Consider the following 18,457-nt stretch of genomic DNA (forward strand, 5'->3'; position numbering starts at 1 on the left):
TCTGGAGGTTGTTATGTCTTTAAGAGAAATTTGTAGTCAAGAACTAGTAGAATTCAAGGGTAATAAAAGAGGGATAATAGTAAATATAAAAAGAGAAGCTCCATTTGAGGAAATACAGGAAAAAATAATAAACAAATTGGAAGCGTATGTTGGCTTTTTTAATGGGGCTAAAATTAGTAAAATTAATAGTGATTGTTTAACTGACATGGAGATTCTAGAACTAAAAGAAGGAATTACTTCTAGATTCGATGTGGAATTTGTTGAAGATCAAAAAGTTGAAGAAAATAGTAATTTTCCAACAAAATATGTCACTACCCTAAGATCTGGTGAAAATATTGAATTTGAAGGCGATGTAATTATATTGAATGATATGAAACCTGGCTCAAAAGTCCTTTCAAAATCAAATACAGTTGTTATGGGAGATATAAATGCTGGCGCTAAGGTTGTAGCAGGAGGCAATGTTTTTGTAATGGGTAAAATAGAAGGTTTTGTACATGCAGGTGCAGAAGGTAATGAATTTGCATATGTTGTTGCTGGAAATCTTAATCCTAAAATATTACAAATAGCAGATAATATTGCAGAAGCACCAGATGATGAAGAAAATTATGAAATTGAATCAGAAATTAGCCCAGAAATAGCCTTTGTAAGTAATGGAAGAATTGTAATAGAAAGCTATTTGTCAAAGTTAGACAAATAGAAAGAAAAATAGGGGGTAGTATTATGAGCGAAGTTATAGTTATAACATCTGGTAAAGGTGGGGTTGGAAAAACTACTACCGCAGCAAACTTAGGAACTGCGCTAAGCCTAGAAAATAAAAAAACAGTAGTTGTAGATGCAGATATTGGACTTAGAAACTTAGATGTAGTAATGGGTCTTGAAAATCGAATAGTTTATGACATAGTAGATGTAGTTGAAGGAACTTGTAGGCTTAAGCAAGCTCTAATAAAAGACAAAAGATTTGATAATCTATATTTATTACCAGCAGCACAAACTAGAGACAAAAATGCTGTATCAGTTGAGCAAATGATTGACTTGTGTGAGAAACTAAAAGAATCTTTTGAGTATATAATAATAGACTGCCCAGCAGGTATTGAGCAAGGATTTAAAAATGCAATAGCTGGAGCAGATAGAGCCATTGTGGTTACAAATCCAGAAATATCAGCTGTAAGAGATGCTGATAGAATAATAGGTTTATTAGAAGCAAATGAAATAAAAGAGATAAGATTAGTTATAAATAGAATTAGAAATGATATGGTTAAGCGTGGAGACATGATGGATAAACAAGATATAATAGAAATATTAGCAATAGATTTATTAGGCCTTGTTCCTGATGATGAAAGTATAATTATATCAACAAATAAAGGTGAGCCAGCCATACTTGATTCTAAGTCACTTGCTGGTCAAGCATACAAAAATATCGCAAAAAGGATACTAAATGAAGAAGTTCCTCTACTTGATCTTGAAGTTGAAGATGGATTCTTTGGTAGACTTAAAAAAATGTTTAGCATGGCTAAGTAGCAAAGGAGGATACATCTGTGTTAGATTTATTTAGAGTTTTTTCTAACGAAGCTAAAACTAGTAAATCTGTTGCTAAAGAAAGGTTAAAACTAGTTTTAGTTCATGATAGAGTAGATTGTTCACCACAACTTTTAGAGATGATAAAAACAGACATTTTAAAAGTAATAGCTAATTACGCAGAAATAGAAGAAGATGGGCTTGAAATAAAAATGTCTAAATGCAGAGGTGAGCATGATGACAAACCTGTATCTGCATTAGTTGCTAATATACCATTAAAGAATATTAAAGATAGATGTATGTAATTAGTGCTTAAAAGGGGGGATATCCTTATTGGTATATGCCCCTTTTATTTAATTATATGTTTAAAGATAGAAAGACGGTGATTCTTTGAAAAAAATCAATATTAATTATAAGTCGACAATTAAGTTGATAAAACAGTTAGACTGGAAACTTATAGTTACAGTATTAGCTATCTTTATTTTTGGGCTTGTTATACTTAGTAGTGCAACACATGCTAATTCAACAGGTTCATATAATCAATTGATTAAACAAGGGCTAGCTTTTGTACTTGGTATAGGAATGATTATAGTCATACTATTTTTTGATTATAATCTTTTGGGAAGGTATTACAAAGCTCTTTATATAATAAGTCTTATTTTGTTAGCCATCGTTTTATTACCTGGAATTGGGACAGTAAAAGGTGGGGCTAGGTCGTGGATTAACTTAGGACCACTTGATTTGCAGACATCTGAAATAGTTAAACTAACATTTGTACTAAGTTATGCAAAGATACTTGAATCCAAAAAGGATAAATTAAATACATTAAAGGAAGTTATGCCTGTTGTAGTTTATTCGCTTCCATTTATCGGATTATTAATTGCACAGCCAGACTTGGGAACAGGGATTGTATTTTGTTCTATGATATTTGCAATGCTGTTTACAGCAGGTCTTAGCTCAAAGTTGATAAAAAGAGGAATAATCATACTGTTGCTATCAATGCCACTGATGTATTTAATGATGGCAGACCATCAGAAGATAAGAATAGAAGCCTTTTTAAATCCAGAAGATGTAACGCTAAAAGGAAACTATCAAGTTATGCAATCTCTGATTGCAATTGGTTCTGGAGGTATGACAGGTAAGGGATTATATAATGGAAGTCAAAATCAAGAAGACTTTTTACCTGTGCAAGATAGTGACTTTATATTTGCTGTTGTAGGTGAAGAACTTGGTGTAATAGGAATGGCAGTAATGATAATTCTATTTATTATATTCCTATTAAGGCTTTTAGTAATTGCAAGAGATGCAAAAGATTTTTATGGAACCCTCATCGTGGTTGGCGTTATGGGAATGTTTGGTTACCAGATAATCCAAAACATAGGTATGACCGTTGCGTTAATACCAGTAACTGGAGTAACATTACCCTTTGTAAGTTATGGAGGTAGTTCGTTACTGACATCTTTAGCAAACTTAGGATTAGTACTAAATGTATGTATGAGAAGAAAGAAAATAAATTTCTAAATTTAAATACATTTAAACATAAATTGAGGAGATTAGGTATATGAATATAGCATTAGTAGCGCATGACCAAATGAAAAATACTATGGTCGGATTTTGTATAGGTTATGAATCAATTTTAAAAAAGTATGGACTATATGCAACTGGAACTACAGGAAAAAGAATAATGAATGAAACTGAATTAAGTATAAATAGATTGGCATCTGGTCCTTTAGGTGGAGACCAACAAATAGGTTCTTTAATAGTAACACAAGAGATAGATTTAGTTATTTTTTTAAGAGACCCATTGACGTCTCAGGCTCATGAAACAGATATACAAGCATTGATAAGACTTTGTGATGTTTATCATGTTCCAATAGCTACAAATCTAGCTTCAGCAGAAATATTTATAAAAGCTCTTGATAGGGGAGAACTATCATGGAGAGAAGTTAGAAAAAGTAAAAATCAACGAGTTTAAAAAAGTAAATAGTATACAAAAATTAGGAGATGTATCAAATAAAAATTTGAATCATCTCCTTTCTATATAAAAATAGAAATGATATTTCTAGAAATTAATAATCTATCTGATAATTATTTAGAAAAAAAGTACTATATCACTGATTTTTCTCATTTGATATATATACATATAGTCCAATACAAGTATAACAGATTATCTGTTTCTTTATATTATTATAGATATAATCGTGCTTCCTAATATAACTATACTTTCCCAAAAATGTATTGAATATACAAATTATAATCTGTATAATATTGTTAGGTGAGAATGTATACAATTTCTGTAATAGGGTTTATGAATACACCATATGGTATGGTTGCATTAGCTCCAGATGGTGAACCTGTTAGTTATCCTTTTGAATATGATAAGCCATTTTCTTTAGATTTTACTGGTAAGAACCTTTCTGCAGCAGAATTATCAAAATATTGTAAAAAAAATAATATAATTATTAAAGTAGAAATTGGTGAAACAACATCTAATTCTGGAATAGGGCTAGTAGCATATGCTAGATACGTGAATTAATACAAGTATACGAGTATACAAATAGAAAAGACTATAAACAATGCACCCTCTTGGTGGGGGTGCATTTAGCATTATATCAGTTATTTTGGAAAATAAAAAAGGAGTTGAAGTTAAAATTAGATTAGAAAAAGTCAATTTTAAGACAACTCCATTTTAATTTATTTTTAAATATAAAATCATTTATTTTAAATAATATTATGTGTGATTAATGGCTATTTAACTAATTTTGCAAATTCTGCACCAAATGCCATACACTCTTTTAATGTCTCTTCACTAGGGAAGAATTTTTTCTTAAGAGATTCTACAGGCATTTTGAATGACATAGATTTAAGTAAAGTTTCAGCCATAGTTATACCTTCACCACTCCAACCAAATGAACCAAATACTCCTGCTATCTTGCCTTGGTTAGCCATTGGGTCTATAACAGAGAATAAATCCCACATAGGTTTAACCATAGTTTTGTTTATAGTTGGAGAACCTAATAGTATTACTTTTGATACTACTAATGTATCGTGCATTTCTGTTAATGTCATATCTTCTAAATCATATAATTCAGCTTTTGCACCTTCTTTATCAAGTCCTTCTTTTATCTTTTTAGCCATCTCTAAAGTATTGCTATAAGCTGATAAGTAGAATATAGAAACTTGGTTCTGATTAGTCGTATTAACAGCTTCTGTAGACCACTCAACATATCTTTTAACAGCAGCCATTGGGTCTTTAGTAAGCATTGGACCATGAGAAGTCAATATAGTATCAAATTCTATGTTTAGTTCTACCACCTTATCTACAGCACTTAAAACATGCTTAGCAAATGGCTTAACTATACAATCATAGTAGTGTTTAGCTGATTTTAGATAATCTTCACTATTCACTACATCTGCATCAACACTTGCAAAGTGACAACCAAATGCATCACAAGTTAAAAGAGTCTTCTCCTCTTCAATGTAAGTAAACATTGTATCAACCCAATGTAAGAATGGAGCAGTTATAAATTTAAGGTTTCTTTTACCAATATTTAAAACTTCACCATCTTTTATTACATGACAGTTAAAAGGTCTATTTATTTGACCATCTAAGTATAGTTTAGCAGCTTTAGTACAATAAACTTCTATATTAGGATTTATATCTAATAAATATTTTAAACTACCTGCATGGTCTGGTTCTGTGTGATGAATTACAACATAGTCAATTTTAGCTATATCAGTAACTTCTGATAGATTACTTAAGAACTCATCTTTAAAATTTGCCTTTACTGTGTCAAATAAAACCGTTTTTTCGTCCTTGATTAAATAAGAGTTGTAAGTTGTCCCAAACTCAGTTTCCATTATTATGTCGAATACTTTTAAACCTTCATCTACTACGCCAGTAAAGTAGATATCTTTTTTTACTTCAAAAACTTTACTCATTTTTAACCCTCCTAAAATTTATCATTATATAAGTAACATACCCCATTTTGAGGTGAATGAAACAAAAGATGTCATGATAAGTCATGTAAAACAATCGTTTTATGTTTATAATATATCATACTTTGTAAAAAATTTGTATTTCAATAAGAATTTAATGGAAATATTCTTAAATATTTTTAGACACTCTATTTTGTGAATAATATAGATTTTAAATTCAATATTTTAGTTATATTTTTGATAGAAAATATTTTATCGTGTATAATATTAATTATAAATAAGAATAAAAATAAAGAGCTTGTTTGGAGGAATTTTAATAAATGAATAAAGTAGACTTGAAAAAAATCTTAAAAAAAGTAGAAAAGCCTGCTAGATATCTTGGAAATGAAATAAATTCAATTCATAAAGATACTAGTAATAGTGAATTGATAAGATATGCACATTGCTTTCCAGATTTATATGAAGTTGGTATGAGTCACTTAGGAAGTCATATATTATATGATGTAATAAATAAGGATGAAGATGTATTTTGTGAGAGAGTGTATTCTCCTGCAGTTGACATGGAAAATATAATGAGAGAAAAAAGTATACCATTATTTGCATTAGAGTCAAGAGAGCCTATAACAAACTTTGATTTTGTCACTTTTACACTTCAATATGAACTTTCATATACTAATATCTTAAATATATTAGATTTAGCCAATATACCAATATTAAAAGAAGAAAGAACCTTGGAAGACCCATTTATAATGGTTGGTGGTCCTTGTGCTTATAATTCCGAACCATTAGCAGATTTTGTAGATGTAGTAATATTAGGTGAAGGTGAAGAGGTTAATTTAGAAGTAGTAAATGAGTATAAAGAATGGAAGAAAAATAAAACGACTAGAGAAGATTTTTTATATAAAATATCTAGTATAGAAGGAGTATACATACCAAGTTTTTATGATGTCAAGTACAATGAAGATGGTACAGTTCAAAGTGTAATTCCTAATAGAGAAGGGATTACTAAAAATCCTACTAAAAGGATAATAAAAGATGTTGAAACTGTAGATTATCCAGAAAAACTAATAGTACCTTATATAGATACGGTTCATGATAGAATAGTACTAGAATTATTTAGAGGATGTACTAGAGGATGTAGATTCTGTCAAGCAGGTATGATATACAGACCAATAAGAGAAAAGAGTGTTAAAAGACTTAAAGAAATATTAGATAAATTAGTTAAGAATACTGGATATGATGAAATATCATTATCATCACTTAGTACGAGTGATTATAGTAAGTTATCAGAGTTGACTGATTATCTGGTAGATGAATATGCATCTAATAATATTGGAATTTCGCTTCCATCCCTTAGATTAGATAATTTTTCAATGGAAATTGCTGATAAAATACAACAAGTAAGAAAATCTGGGCTTACTTTTGCTCCAGAAGCAGGAACTCAAAGACTTAGGGATGTTATAAATAAAGGTGTTACAGAAGAAGATTTGGAAAATGCAACAGAAAGAGCTTTTGAGATGGGGTGGAATAGTGTTAAGTTGTATTTTATGATTGGTTTACCAACTGAAACTTATGATGATTTAGATGGAATAGCTAAGTTAGCCTATAAAGTTATTGATATTTATAGAAAAGTAAATGGAGGAAAATTAAAGAGAAGTTTTGGTGTTACAGTAAGTACCTCTACATTTGTACCAAAGCCATTTACACCTTTCCAATGGCATGGTCAAGACACTACAGAAGAAGTGGTTGAGAAACAAAAACATTTAGTAAATAAATTGAGAAACAACAATATAAAATACAATTACCATGATTCAAAAACTAGCTTAATGGAAGCTGTAGTAGCTAGAGGAGATAGAAGAATAGGAAAGGTAATATACGATGCCTTTAGACTAGGTGCAAAATTTGATGGATGGGCAGAACATTTTAATTTAGATATATGGAAAGAAGCTATGCAAAAGAATAATCTTTCTATAGATTTTTATGCACATAGAAATAGAAACTATGAAGAGGTATTTCCTTGGGACCATATAGATGTAGGTATTAGTAAAAAATTCTTGATTAGAGAAGATGAAAATGCTAAAAAAGAAAAAATCACTTCTGATTGTAGACATAATTGTAAAGGATGTGGAATAAATATACATGATATAGGAAGGGGGCTTTGCTAATATGAGTAAGATAATAAGAGTAAAATTTAAAAAAGAAGGCGATATGATATATATATCACATCTTGACCTTCAGAGATTATTACAAAGAGCATTTAGAAGAGCTGAAATAAACTTATCACATTCTCAAGGATTTAATCCTCATCCTAAGATGAGTTATGGCAATGCTTTGGCTTTAGGGACAGAGAGTCAAGGTGAGTATGTAGATATTGAGATAGAAGAAGACGATTTATCAGTAGAGGAGTTTTTAAGTAAAGTATCAGTTCAACTTCCAGAGGGGATAGAATTTATCAAAGTAAAAGAAATTGATAGACAAACACCTTCTCTTTCTTCTGTGATAGATTATGGAGAGTATCTGTTTAATATAGATTTGAAAAGACCTCTGACTAAAGAGTTTGTAAAAAGAAAAGTAATAGATTTTATGAACAATAAAGAAATAATCATAACAAAAAAGAATAAAAAAGGGAAGATGGTCGAAGTTGATATAAGACCTATGATAAGAACTTTTGATGTTTTAAATTTAGAAGATGAACATATTACTCTTACTGCTACTATAGCTACAGGCTCAAAAACTAATTTAAATACTAATATACTTATTCCAAAGATATTAGAGATGTTTGAACTTGATATTGACCCATTAGATGTTGATATATTGAGAAGAGATTTGTATGTATTAGAAGATGGGGAATTAGTGACTCCTATGTAAGCTCGAGAGGTGAAGTTGTGAAAAAGATAGTTATTGAGTCCTTAATAGGGTCTCAGAAAACAGCAGTACTTAAAGATGGAAAGTTGGTAGAACTTTTTGTTGAAGATAATTTAAATAAAAAGACTGTATCCAATATATATCGTGGAATTGTAAAAAAAGTTATACCAGGAATAGAAGCTTGTTTTGTGGATATTGGATTTAAGAAACTTGCTTATTTACAATTAAAAAAGGGAAGTTCTATAAAATCTGGTCAGGATATTTTGGTTCAGATAAATAAGGAAGAAATAGGAACTAAAGGTGCAAAATTAAACACTGAGATTAGTATTTCTGGAAGGTATATAGTCTATATACCTTCCAATGATAGAACTACAATATCAAATAAAATTACTGATGAAAAAGAACGATTTAGACTAAAAAAAATTACTAAGGCAGTAAATAAAGAAAATTTAGGATTAATAATAAGAACTGAGGCTCAGGGTTGTACTCATGATGAAATAAAGAAAGATATAGAAGAGTTGAAATTAAAGTATGAAAATATATTAAAAGAGTATAAACTTGGTATAGGACCAAAATTATTATATAAGTCTTTAGATTTTGCAACCAAATATGTAAAAGATAATGTGAATGATGATATTGATTCTATAGTTACCAATAGTTATGATAAGTACTCTGAACTTAAGTCTATTTTAAAGTGCATCGATAAGACTTATGTTGATAAACTAGTTATTGAAGAAAATAGAGATGTATTTGATTTATATAGAATAGAATCTCAAATAGAAAAATTATTAAATAAAAAAGTATGGTTGAAGAGTGGAGGGTACTTAATAATTGAAAAGACAGAAGCTCTTACAGTTATAGATGTAAATACAGGCAAGTTTGTTGGGTCTGGAAAACTTGATGAAACAGTTTATAAAACGAATCTTGAAGCTGCAAAAGAAATTGTAAGACAGCTTAGAATTAGAGATATAGCTGGAATAATAATAATTGATTTTATCGACATGCATAAAAAGAAGCATCAAAATGAGGTTTTACACATCCTAGAAGAAGAATTTAATAAAGATAAAAGAAAAGCTGAAGTATTAGGTATGACAAAACTTGGTTTAGTAGAAGTTGCTAGGCGTAGAGAAAAAGAGTCTATTGATAAGTATTATTTAATGGCTTGTCCATGTTGTGATGGTGAACAAACAATAAAATCTGTACATCATATGGTAGATAGCATTGAAAAAGAAATTATGAGAATAAGTGAACATACAATATATAAAAATATAATAGTAGAGTTTAATGATTTTATTTTTGAACAGATAAAAGAATTTTATATGGATATAATTGATAAAATTGGTGAAAAATATAATATAAAGATTTCTTTAAACGCAAATAGTACATTAAAACACAATAAAACCAACGTTATTTTAGATAAAGTAGTTGACAATAAAATGTAAATATTTTATAATTAATAATTGTAATGCCGCACAGTAAAGGTTTAAATCTTCCTAATGAAGTACCTTGTACTGGCGAGTTTGAGACCGAGGAGGTGTATTTAATGTACGCTATAGTAAAGACTGGTGGAAAGCAATATAAAGTTTCTGAAGGTGATGTATTATTCGTTGAAAAATTAGAAGCTAACGCAGGTGATGTTGTTACTTTAAACGAAGTATTAGCTTGCTCTAAAGATGGAGAATTAAAATTAGGTTCTCCAGTGGTAGAAGGAGCATCTGTTCAAGCTAAAGTTGTTGAACAAGGTAAAGCTAAGAAAGTTATAGTTTTCAAGTATAAAGCAAAAAAAGATTACAGAAGAAAACAAGGACATCGTCAATCATACACTAAGATAGTTATAGAAAAAATAAATGCTTAGTTATTGGTTAAGTTATGATAAAGGTTAAATATTATTATAATGATGATTTCTTATTACAAGGTTTTTGTTTAAAGGGACATGCTGATTTTGCTGAAATAGGCTATGATATAGTATGTGCTGCAGTTACTTCTAATGCTATTGCAGTTATAAATTCTTTAGACAAATTACAAAAGATTGAATTTGAAAAAGTAGTAGGAGAAGAAGGTCATATAGAATGTATAGTTAAAGATACACATATAAAAGACGCACAATTATTACTAAATCACTTTCAATTAGCGGTTGGAGAAATTAAACGGGAATACCCAAAAAATATAAAAATTTTAAAAAAGTAGGGGGTGACTCCATATGTTAAACATGAATTTACAATTATTAGCATCTAAAAAAGGGGTAGGTTCTTCTAAAAATGGTAGAGATTCTATATCTAAAAGATTAGGTGTTAAGAGATTCGATGGTCAATTAGTAACTGCTGGAAGTATAATAGTTAGACAAAGAGGAACTAAAATACATCCAGGAACTAATGTTGGAAAAGGTAGCGATGATACTTTATTTGCATTAGTTGATGGTACTGTTAAATTCGAAAGAAAAGACAAGAAGAGAAAAAAAGTTAGTATATATCCAGTAGCAATAGCTGAGTAATATACATAAAAGGAGTGTTGAGGCACTCCTTTTTCTTATAATACTGATGAATTTATAATAGTATTTTTGGTAATGCTAATTAAAAGTTTTTAATTAAGTAGGTGAAGAATTTGTTTATAGATAAAGCAAGAATATTTGTTAAGGCTGGAAATGGTGGAAATGGTTCGGTAGCATTTAGAAGAGAAAAATATGTTCCAGCAGGTGGACCAGATGGTGGAGATGGTGGTCGTGGAGCAAGCATCATATTTGAAGTTGATTTGGGTCTTAGAACTCTAATGGACTTTAAGTATCAGAAAAAATATCAAGCTCAAAATGGTGGCGACGGAAGTAAAGGTAAAAGAGCTGGTAAAAATGGAGAAACTTTAGTATTAAAAGTACCATCAGGTACAGTAATAAGAGATGAGGCTACAGGTCTTGTACTAGCAGATTTAAAGAAAGAAGGAGATACAGCTATAGTTGCAAAAGGTGGTATAGGTGGTAAAGGGAATCAACACTTTGCAAATGCAGTAAGGCAAGCTCCAGCTTTTGCAAAATCTGGTACAGATGGAGAAGAAAGATGGATAACTCTTGAACTTAAAATGATAGCAGATGTAGGTCTTTTAGGATTTCCAAATGTAGGTAAATCAACATTTCTATCAGTTGTAACTAAAGCTAAACCAAAAATTGCAAACTACCATTTTACAACATTGACACCAAATTTAGGTGTTGTTCAAACTAAATTTGGAGATAGCTTTGTACTTGCAGATATACCTGGAATTATAGAAGGTGCTTCTGAAGGTGTAGGATTAGGTCATGAGTTTTTAAGACATGTTGAGAGAACAAAGGTATTGATACATATTGTAGATATATCTGGATTAGAGGGAAGAGACCCTATTGAAGATTTTGACAAGATAAATGATGAGCTTAAATTGTACAATGAAAAACTTTCAAAGAGACCACAAGTTGTAGTTGCAAACAAGTTTGATATATTAGAAGATGAAAGTAAGTTTGAGAAGTTTAAGAGTGAATTAGAAGGCAGAGGATATACAGTATTTAAAATGTCAGCAGCAACTCGTGAAGGCATTGACGATGTAATAGCCTATGTTTCTAAAATGCTAAAAGAAGTAGAAGATGTAGAATTAGTTTCAGAAGAAGAAATGTATAGACCAGAACTTGATATTGGTACTGAAGAAGAATTAAGTATAGATATTGAAGATGGTGTGTATGTAGTTACAGGTAAAGCACTTAGAAGAATAATGTATTCTGTAAATTTTGATGATATGGAATCACTTCAATATTTCCAAAAAGCTATGGAAAGTCAAGGTGTTTTTGATAGGCTTAGAAAAATGGGAATAGAAGATGGAGATGTAGTTAGAATTTACGAATTAGAATTTGAATTTTACAATTAAGTTTAGTATAGAATTATAGAGGTGAGAATATGTTAAAAGGAAAACAAAGAGCGTATTTAAGATCTTTGGCAAATACTTTAAAGCCTACTACACAAATCGGTAAAGAAGGTGTCACAGAAAGTTTCTTAGAGCAATTAGATGGTATGTTAAGAACTAGAGAATTAGTAAAAGTTACTATATTAGAAAATGCTGGTCTTGATGCTAAAGAAACTGCTAATGCAGTATGTGAAGCTTTAAGAGCAGAATTTGTGCAAGCTATTGGTTTTAAATTTACTATTTATAAGAGAAATATTGAGGAACCTAAGATACTTTTCCCAGGACATGAACAGGCAAAAGCCAAGACTAAAAATAATAATGTTACAAAAAAAGGTAAACCAACTAAAAGAGCAGTTAGATAATAGTCTATGTTCTTTTAGGGAAATAAGTTAAAAAAATAGTGACAATTGGTAGAAATTGTATTATACTATTAAACATAAATTTAAATTAGCAATCTTATCAAGAGAGGCAGAGGGACTGGCCCTATGAAGCCCGGCAACCAGTATATTTTACTATACATTGGTGCTAAATCCTGCAGCAGTTATGCTGAAAGATGAGTATAAACCCGTCATATGGCTTGAGTTTATACTCAAGCTTTTTTAATTAGTATATTTATACATATAAATAATTTAATATAATCAAAATGATGGGGGTATATAACAGTGAAGATAGCAATATTAGGGTATGGAACAGTAGGAAGTGGATTAATTGATTTAATAGAAAATAATACTTCAAAAAGAGATATAGAAATTGCTGGAATTTTAGTTAAAAATAAAGAAAAATATAAGTCTAAGAAGTATTTTGATAAGATAACAACTGATATAGAAGATATATTTAATAAGGATATTGATATACTAGTTGAAGTAATTGGAGGATTAAATCCAGCTTTTGATTATGTAACAAGAGCGTTAAATAAAAAAATACATGTAGTGACAGCTAATAAAGATTTACTGGCTGAAAAAGGTAGCGACCTTATAGAATTGGCTAATTTAAATGACGTTAGCATCAAATTTGAAGCATCTGTGGCAGGTGGTATACCAGTTTTAAAACCATTGATAGAATCACTGGAAGGCAATAACATAAAGAGCATAAATGCTATTTTGAATGGAACTTGTAATTTTATATTATCAAAGATGTATGATGAAAATTTACTATATGATGTGGCTTTAAAACAAGCACAAGAGTTAGGGTTTGCAGAAGCTAATCCAGATGCAGATGTTTTAGGATACGATAGTGCTAGAAAATTATCTATACTGTCTACTTTATCTTATGGGAAAATAGTATATTGGAAAGATTTGTTATTAGAAGGAATAACTTCAATAGATGAAAAAGATATAGAATATGCAAAAAAATTAAATTGTAAGATAAAATTGGTTGCTAGAAGTAAGTATGAATCAGGAGAAGTAAGTGGATTTATTAGACCAGCATTAGTGGATAATAATAATATGCTTTCAAAGATAGATAATGAGTTCAACGTAGTTATTTTAGTGGGCGACTCAGTAGGTGAACTTTCTTTTGTAGGTAAGGGAGCTGGAAGGGGTGCAACAGGTAGTGCTGTTTATGCTGATATTATAGATATAATAGATAATAGAAGTTCCAATATAAAGTCTTTTTCAAAAGGGAAACTGGATTTAAGTGGTCTTATAGAAGATGAATGTAGTGCTGTAGTTAGATTTAGTGAATATAATAAAGATGGGATTTTAAAATGTTTAGATAAATACATAAATAGCTATGATATCATAGATAACGAAGAACTAGCGATTTTTGTAAATGCAAAGTCAGAGCATGAAATTGATAGATTTTTGGCAGATGTAAAAAGAAATAATTACAGTAAATCAGTTAAAAAGTTATTGAAGATAGATTAAAGTATTAATATAGGAATTATAAAAATTGAAGGTGAAGTAAATCAAAATAGTTATTTTGTTTTACTTCACTTTTTTAGTATCTGGTGAATTAATAAGATAATAGAAAAATATATACGTTATAATTACCCAATAAAGAAATTTTCACTGGCTTCATTGATAGCTTGCTGAGTTACCCTTATATATCGCTGTGTAGTGGCCACAGAACTGTGATTTAAGAGTTCCTTAACCAATTCTAAGTTGTTATTACTCTTTTCAAATTGAGTGGTAGCATAGAGCTTTCTAAAGCTATGTGTGCTTATATTATACAAATTTAAGTGTTTACAAATTATCCTCAACTGCTTTTGAATAGCTTTTGTTTTTATGTTTACTAAGTAGTCATTTGATTTAAGATTATACTTTCTTGCATGTTCATTTATGGATTCAATTATATTTTTATTAACTGGTCTATACTGCAATTTACCTGTCTTTTTTTCATTTATTTCCAACATATTACCTTTAAAATTACCTATCTTTAATCTTAAAATATCTGATATTCTTAGACCTAAATTAGCTTCTAACATTAGTGCCAATGCAACTTTAGGATTTTTTCTAAATCTTTTTTCAACGCCATTTTCACTATAAGTAAAGCCCGTATGTAATAGTTCCATTATCTTTTTATATTCGTCTATTTCTATAGGTCTTGTTGCCATTTTCAACCACTCCTCTTAGTTTGATTTGGTAAGTTTAGGTCGGTATTTATTATATAATATAAATGAAATATTATATAATGGAAAAATATTCCAGTAAACTTATATAAGTGTGATATATGTGATTAAGGAGAATTTTTTGAAAAATGTTTCTAATAAAATTATAAAATTGTGATGAAATAACTTTGTTGTAAAACTAATTAAAAAGGTTATTAAAATTATGACAAATATAATAAAAAAATGGAAGTATTTAGTCAATTATTGTTAGTTTTATTTTTTTCGTAAGAATTTCTTAATAGAAAAAGTATTTTTATATCTTATTAGTTTCCCGCTTGTAGATAAATTTTTCATATGCTTTTTAGCAATAAATAAAGCTGAAACTAGATAAATTATTACTACAATTTGAAGAATTGTGTCATAATAGCTGAGATAATAAAACCAGATTAAGTTATTATATATAACATTATATGTATCAGCAAAGCTAGAAACTAACACCGTAGAATTTGCAATTGGATAAAGTATAAATATAAAGAGAGCAGCTAAAATTCCATGAGCAAACTTGCTTAGTATGTATAATTTTAAGTCTATGTCTGTTTTTGATAAAAATGTACAGCATTGAGCCAGTATGGATAATCCACTAAATCCTATCAAAAAGCTAGCTAAAGACGCTCTTAGGATTTCTGGAGCACTTGTTATACTAGATACCTTATTGCAACCTATAGTGATTTCAAATAGACCACTTACGAATGCTTGACAGAGTTCTTTACTAACACCTAAAAATGAAAGAGGTAAATATATAATTGATGCTATTAATGAGATTACATTAAAAAGAGATAGTATTTTAAATACTACTGAAAAAACAATTACAAATCCACCAACTGTAAGTAATGTATTTACTCCATTAAATACAGCATTTCCAAATAGAACAAAAAAACCATTCCCACTTGAATTCCTAATATTAATTATGTTTTTTATGTTTGTTTTTAAATCTAATTTTGTCTTTGGAAGACTTTCATTACCATAATTTCTAAAGAAAAGACCAACTAATATAGTCCCTAGATAATGGCATAGAATCATTAAGTAACCTAAGTTTGAATTTTGGAACATACCTGTGCCAACTGAACCTATTATGAATAAAGGTCCTGATGTAGAACAAAACGACACAAGTCTTTGTGCCTCATGCTTAGAAATTTGCTTATTACTTCTAAATTCAGAAGCCAAACTTACTCCTACTGGATAACCAGATACTGTAGATATAGCAAAAGCTAAAGCACTCTTTCCTGAAACATTAAACACAAGTCTAGTCAAGGGATTGATAATAAACCCTATAATATCCACTATTTTTAAATCAACAATTAAGTTTGCCCCAATTATAAATGGTAGTAGTGATGGAACTAAAACATTAGACCATATAGAGAAACCCTCTCTTGCAGATTTTATAGCTTCATTTGGGTGCAGGATAATGCCTAAAACTAGAACTCCAACTATGATAGCTGGAGCAAAAAAAGCAATAATTTTATTTTTTTTCATAATATCACCTATAAATTTGAGTTATAAGATATTATATTAAAAGTAATAAAAATATATGAATGTAATGGCTTAAGATATATAATAGATATATATTACAACAACGATTATCATATTGGAGGAAAAAATGTTTAATAGTATAGCTAGTAAAAAAGTTTATGAACAAGTAATTGAGCAAATACAATATAAAATACTAAATGGAGAGTTAAAAAAGGGTGATAAATTACTATCAGAAAGAGAATTATCTGAGCAAATGAATGTAAGTAGAACTTCCATCAGAGAAGCTATTAGAGTACTAGAAACTACGGAAGTGATAGAAAGTAGACAAGGTGAAGGAAAGCTATAAAAACTTTAGGATAGCAATATTTACTTAAATTTGTAAATCAACATAATATTTAAGTTAATGTTACCATCCTAAAGGTATGTGTATATAGATAAAGTAAGTTTTATTTTTTTGATGAAATATTGATGAAATAATTTTTATAAGTTAGATAAGATTATTTTAAAAATCTATTTTACATAAATTGGACGAGTGTAAAAATCCATAGGACCTTTTATTAAGTCTTTATTATTTTTATAATATACTGAGTTATATATATTTGTAGATTTTATATCATAATTTATGAGTGTTTTAAAAATTATATTATCTAATGAAAATGATATATTTGAAAATTTGTTTATTATTTCTATTTCAGATTTGTTTTTTATCTCTTTTAGGATTTCTCTGCCTTTATCATTAAAAGCAAGTATTCTTATATAAGGGATAGTATCTATATTTTTTATAAGTTGCATATCACTTTTTTTAATACCTAACAATATATTATTTAAAGTTCGTTTAATTTTGGTTAAAGTATATCGCTTAGATTTAATTGATAGCTGTAGCTCATGTATAGATTTAGATGTAAAAATATCTTTATAGATTCTATTTTCTATGCCTTCATTTACTTCAAAATAATCTTTTAAAGTGTCTATATCTCTAAGTATGATTGTTTTTAAAATATCAAAGAAGAAGTCATCAAACATAGGTAAAAAACCATTATCTATTTTTTTATTTAGGATATTATAAGTTTTTTGTGGAATAACATTTTTTAAGTGACAAATGTTTATATTTTCTTTAAGTGAAGCCCTTATAGCAGTAGCAGAGCAAATATTACTACCAATTTCTTCAGAATTATATTCTGATTGAACTCTGGATATAGTAAATGGTTTTATGTTGCTATTTAAATGGATGAGATTTTTTATATATTCTATTCCAAGTATATTGTTTGATGAATTTAATGTTTTTGATAATTGTTCCTTTGAAGAATTCTTTATAAAGTTATTTTTTTTGTTTTCATGTATATAATCAAAAAGTGCATTAGCTCTAGCTGTTGGAAATAACAGACCGTTATCTAAATACTTTTTTAAAAATAACTTAAATTCATCTGGTTCATTTGCTAAAATTTCAGCGATATTATAAAGAATTTCTGTATCTCCTTCTTCACTACCAAAACATATAGAATTTATACAGTTTAGTGAATTTAAAATTGTTATAGCTCCATGAGAAAAAATTTCAGCACTTTGGCAAGCAAATAAAGTTGGTAATTCTATAACTAAGTCTACACCATTTTCGACAGCAATTTTTGCTCTAGTATATTTATCAAATAAAGCTGGTTCACCTCTTTGTAGAAAGTTTCCACTCATTATTGCCACAGTATGTGTTGCACTTGTTTTTTCTATAGATTTAGATAAATGATATATGTGTCCATTATGAAATGGGTTGTATTCAACTATTAATCCAAGTATATTCATAAAATACTCCTTTTATCTTTTGTTAATATATATCATAATTTATTACAATATATATAAATTTTAAAATTTAATTACAAAACTAAAAAACGTAAAAAAAATTATAAAAATGTAGAAATACTACATAGTAAAAAATTAGTTAAATGTTATTAAAATAACTTTATTAGACCTTTATATTATATTATTATAGCAAATTGGAAAGAATAATCTACATTAAGTTAATTTGTTAAGATATTATTAGTAAAATACACAATTTACCATAATAGAAATATGATATAATATAAAAAAAAAGTATATACTTTTATATTAAAAGGTGATATATTATTTATGAAAATCGTTTAATGTATACAATAATAT

Annotated in this window: 18 protein-coding genes, 2 pseudogenes and 1 riboswitch; of the genes and pseudogenes, 16 read left to right on the forward strand and 4 right to left on the reverse strand. The window is 28.7% G+C overall.

What is annotated here, in order from left to right; all coding sequences use genetic code 11:
- The first annotated feature begins 13 nt into the window (after nt 1-13).
- From minC to KGF42_RS06795, 6 genes and pseudogenes are all read left to right on the forward strand, one after another.
- The gene (gene minC, locus KGF42_RS06770; RefSeq protein ID WP_227820945.1) at nt 14-697 is read left to right on the forward strand and encodes a septum site-determining protein MinC; all 684 of its coding nucleotides are present in this window, start codon (nt 14-16) and stop codon (nt 695-697) included.
- A gap of 23 nt (nt 698-720) precedes the next feature.
- Nucleotides 721-1,518, forward strand: a complete 798-nt coding sequence (gene minD / locus KGF42_RS06775) for a septum site-determining protein MinD (RefSeq protein ID WP_054273170.1) — start codon at nt 721-723, stop codon at nt 1,516-1,518.
- Nucleotides 1,519-1,535: 17 nt separating this feature from the next.
- A complete protein-coding gene (minE, locus tag KGF42_RS06780; protein ID WP_054273171.1) occupies nt 1,536-1,820 on the forward strand; it encodes a cell division topological specificity factor MinE in 285 nt (94 codons plus the stop codon).
- 85 nt (nt 1,821-1,905) lie between these two features.
- Nucleotides 1,906-3,036 (forward strand): rod shape-determining protein RodA, encoded by a 1,131-nt coding sequence (rodA, locus tag KGF42_RS06785; protein WP_227826008.1) that lies wholly within the window; start codon nt 1,906-1,908, stop codon nt 3,034-3,036.
- A gap of 40 nt (nt 3,037-3,076) precedes the next feature.
- Nucleotides 3,077-3,490: a methylglyoxal synthase gene (gene mgsA, locus KGF42_RS06790; RefSeq protein ID WP_227820943.1), complete on the forward strand. Its 414-nt coding sequence runs from the start codon at nt 3,077-3,079 to the stop codon at nt 3,488-3,490.
- Between the two features lie 309 nt (nt 3,491-3,799).
- Nucleotides 3,800-4,051: pseudogene (locus KGF42_RS06795) on the forward strand (transglutaminase domain-containing protein); the annotation flags it as partial.
- Between the two features lie 212 nt (nt 4,052-4,263).
- Here KGF42_RS06795 and KGF42_RS06800 read toward each other — a convergent pair.
- Complete coding sequence (locus tag KGF42_RS06800; RefSeq protein ID WP_227820942.1) at nt 4,264-5,457, reverse strand: FprA family A-type flavoprotein; 1,194 nt, start codon at nt 5,455-5,457, stop codon at nt 4,264-4,266.
- A 317-nt stretch (nt 5,458-5,774) separates the two neighbouring features.
- Here KGF42_RS06800 and KGF42_RS06805 point away from each other — a divergent pair, with 317 nt between their 5' ends.
- The 9 genes from KGF42_RS06805 (at nt 5,775) to KGF42_RS06845 (ending at nt 14,099) form a co-directional block, all read left to right on the forward strand.
- The gene (locus tag KGF42_RS06805) at nt 5,775-7,619 is read left to right on the forward strand and encodes a TIGR03960 family B12-binding radical SAM protein (protein ID WP_227826009.1); all 1,845 of its coding nucleotides are present in this window, start codon (nt 5,775-5,777) and stop codon (nt 7,617-7,619) included.
- A gap of 1 nt (nt 7,620) precedes the next feature.
- Nucleotides 7,621-8,322: a TIGR03936 family radical SAM-associated protein gene (locus KGF42_RS06810; RefSeq protein ID WP_054273176.1), complete on the forward strand. Its 702-nt coding sequence runs from the start codon at nt 7,621-7,623 to the stop codon at nt 8,320-8,322.
- Nucleotides 8,323-8,339: 17 nt separating this feature from the next.
- Nucleotides 8,340-9,761 carry an Rne/Rng family ribonuclease gene (locus tag KGF42_RS06815; RefSeq protein WP_227820939.1) on the forward strand — a complete coding sequence of 474 codons (1,422 nt, stop codon included), beginning with the start codon at nt 8,340-8,342 and terminating at the stop codon, nt 9,759-9,761.
- Nucleotides 9,762-9,862: 101 nt separating this feature from the next.
- Nucleotides 9,863-10,174, forward strand: coding sequence for a 50S ribosomal protein L21 (gene rplU / locus KGF42_RS06820; RefSeq protein WP_227820938.1), 312 nt, complete (start codon nt 9,863-9,865; stop codon nt 10,172-10,174).
- 14 nt (nt 10,175-10,188) lie between these two features.
- Nucleotides 10,189-10,506: a ribosomal-processing cysteine protease Prp gene (locus KGF42_RS06825; RefSeq protein ID WP_054273178.1), complete on the forward strand. Its 318-nt coding sequence runs from the start codon at nt 10,189-10,191 to the stop codon at nt 10,504-10,506.
- Nucleotides 10,507-10,519: 13 nt separating this feature from the next.
- Entirely contained in the window at nt 10,520-10,810 is a 291-nt protein-coding gene (gene rpmA, locus KGF42_RS06830) for a 50S ribosomal protein L27 (protein ID WP_003419086.1), read from the forward strand.
- Nucleotides 10,811-10,920: 110 nt separating this feature from the next.
- Nucleotides 10,921-12,198 carry a GTPase ObgE gene (gene obgE, locus KGF42_RS06835; RefSeq protein ID WP_227820937.1) on the forward strand — a complete coding sequence of 426 codons (1,278 nt, stop codon included), beginning with the start codon at nt 10,921-10,923 and terminating at the stop codon, nt 12,196-12,198.
- Between the two features lie 29 nt (nt 12,199-12,227).
- A complete protein-coding gene (locus tag KGF42_RS06840) occupies nt 12,228-12,596 on the forward strand; it encodes a YhbY family RNA-binding protein (protein ID WP_003419089.1) in 369 nt (122 codons plus the stop codon).
- Nucleotides 12,597-12,687: 91 nt separating this feature from the next.
- A riboswitch (SAM riboswitch) is annotated at nt 12,688-12,794 on the forward strand.
- 102 nt (nt 12,795-12,896) lie between these two features.
- On the forward strand, nt 12,897-14,099 hold the full coding sequence (locus KGF42_RS06845) for a homoserine dehydrogenase (RefSeq protein WP_227826010.1): 1,203 nt from the start codon (nt 12,897-12,899) through the stop codon (nt 14,097-14,099).
- A gap of 122 nt (nt 14,100-14,221) precedes the next feature.
- On the opposite strand, the gene KGF42_RS06850 is transcribed toward KGF42_RS06845, so the two are convergent.
- Nucleotides 14,222-14,788 carry a tyrosine-type recombinase/integrase gene (locus KGF42_RS06850; protein WP_003419093.1) on the reverse strand — a complete coding sequence of 189 codons (567 nt, stop codon included), beginning with the start codon at nt 14,786-14,788 and terminating at the stop codon, nt 14,222-14,224.
- A gap of 267 nt (nt 14,789-15,055) precedes the next feature.
- Nucleotides 15,056-16,315, reverse strand: coding sequence for a sporulation integral membrane protein YlbJ (locus KGF42_RS06855; RefSeq protein WP_227826011.1), 1,260 nt, complete (start codon nt 16,313-16,315; stop codon nt 15,056-15,058).
- Nucleotides 16,316-16,439: 124 nt separating this feature from the next.
- On the opposite strand from KGF42_RS06855, the pseudogene KGF42_RS06860 reads away from it, so the two are divergent.
- Nucleotides 16,440-16,649 (forward strand): annotated as a pseudogene (locus KGF42_RS06860) (FadR/GntR family transcriptional regulator); the annotation flags it as partial.
- Between the two features lie 173 nt (nt 16,650-16,822).
- Here KGF42_RS06860 and KGF42_RS06865 read toward each other — a convergent pair.
- Complete coding sequence (locus KGF42_RS06865) at nt 16,823-18,103, reverse strand: nucleotidyltransferase (protein ID WP_227826012.1); 1,281 nt, start codon at nt 18,101-18,103, stop codon at nt 16,823-16,825.
- Between the last annotated feature and the right edge of the window lie 354 nt (nt 18,104-18,457).

This window comes from Clostridioides sp. ZZV15-6383 (assembly GCF_020657735.1).
GTDB lineage: Bacteria > Bacillota > Clostridia > Peptostreptococcales > Peptostreptococcaceae > Clostridioides > Clostridioides difficile_D.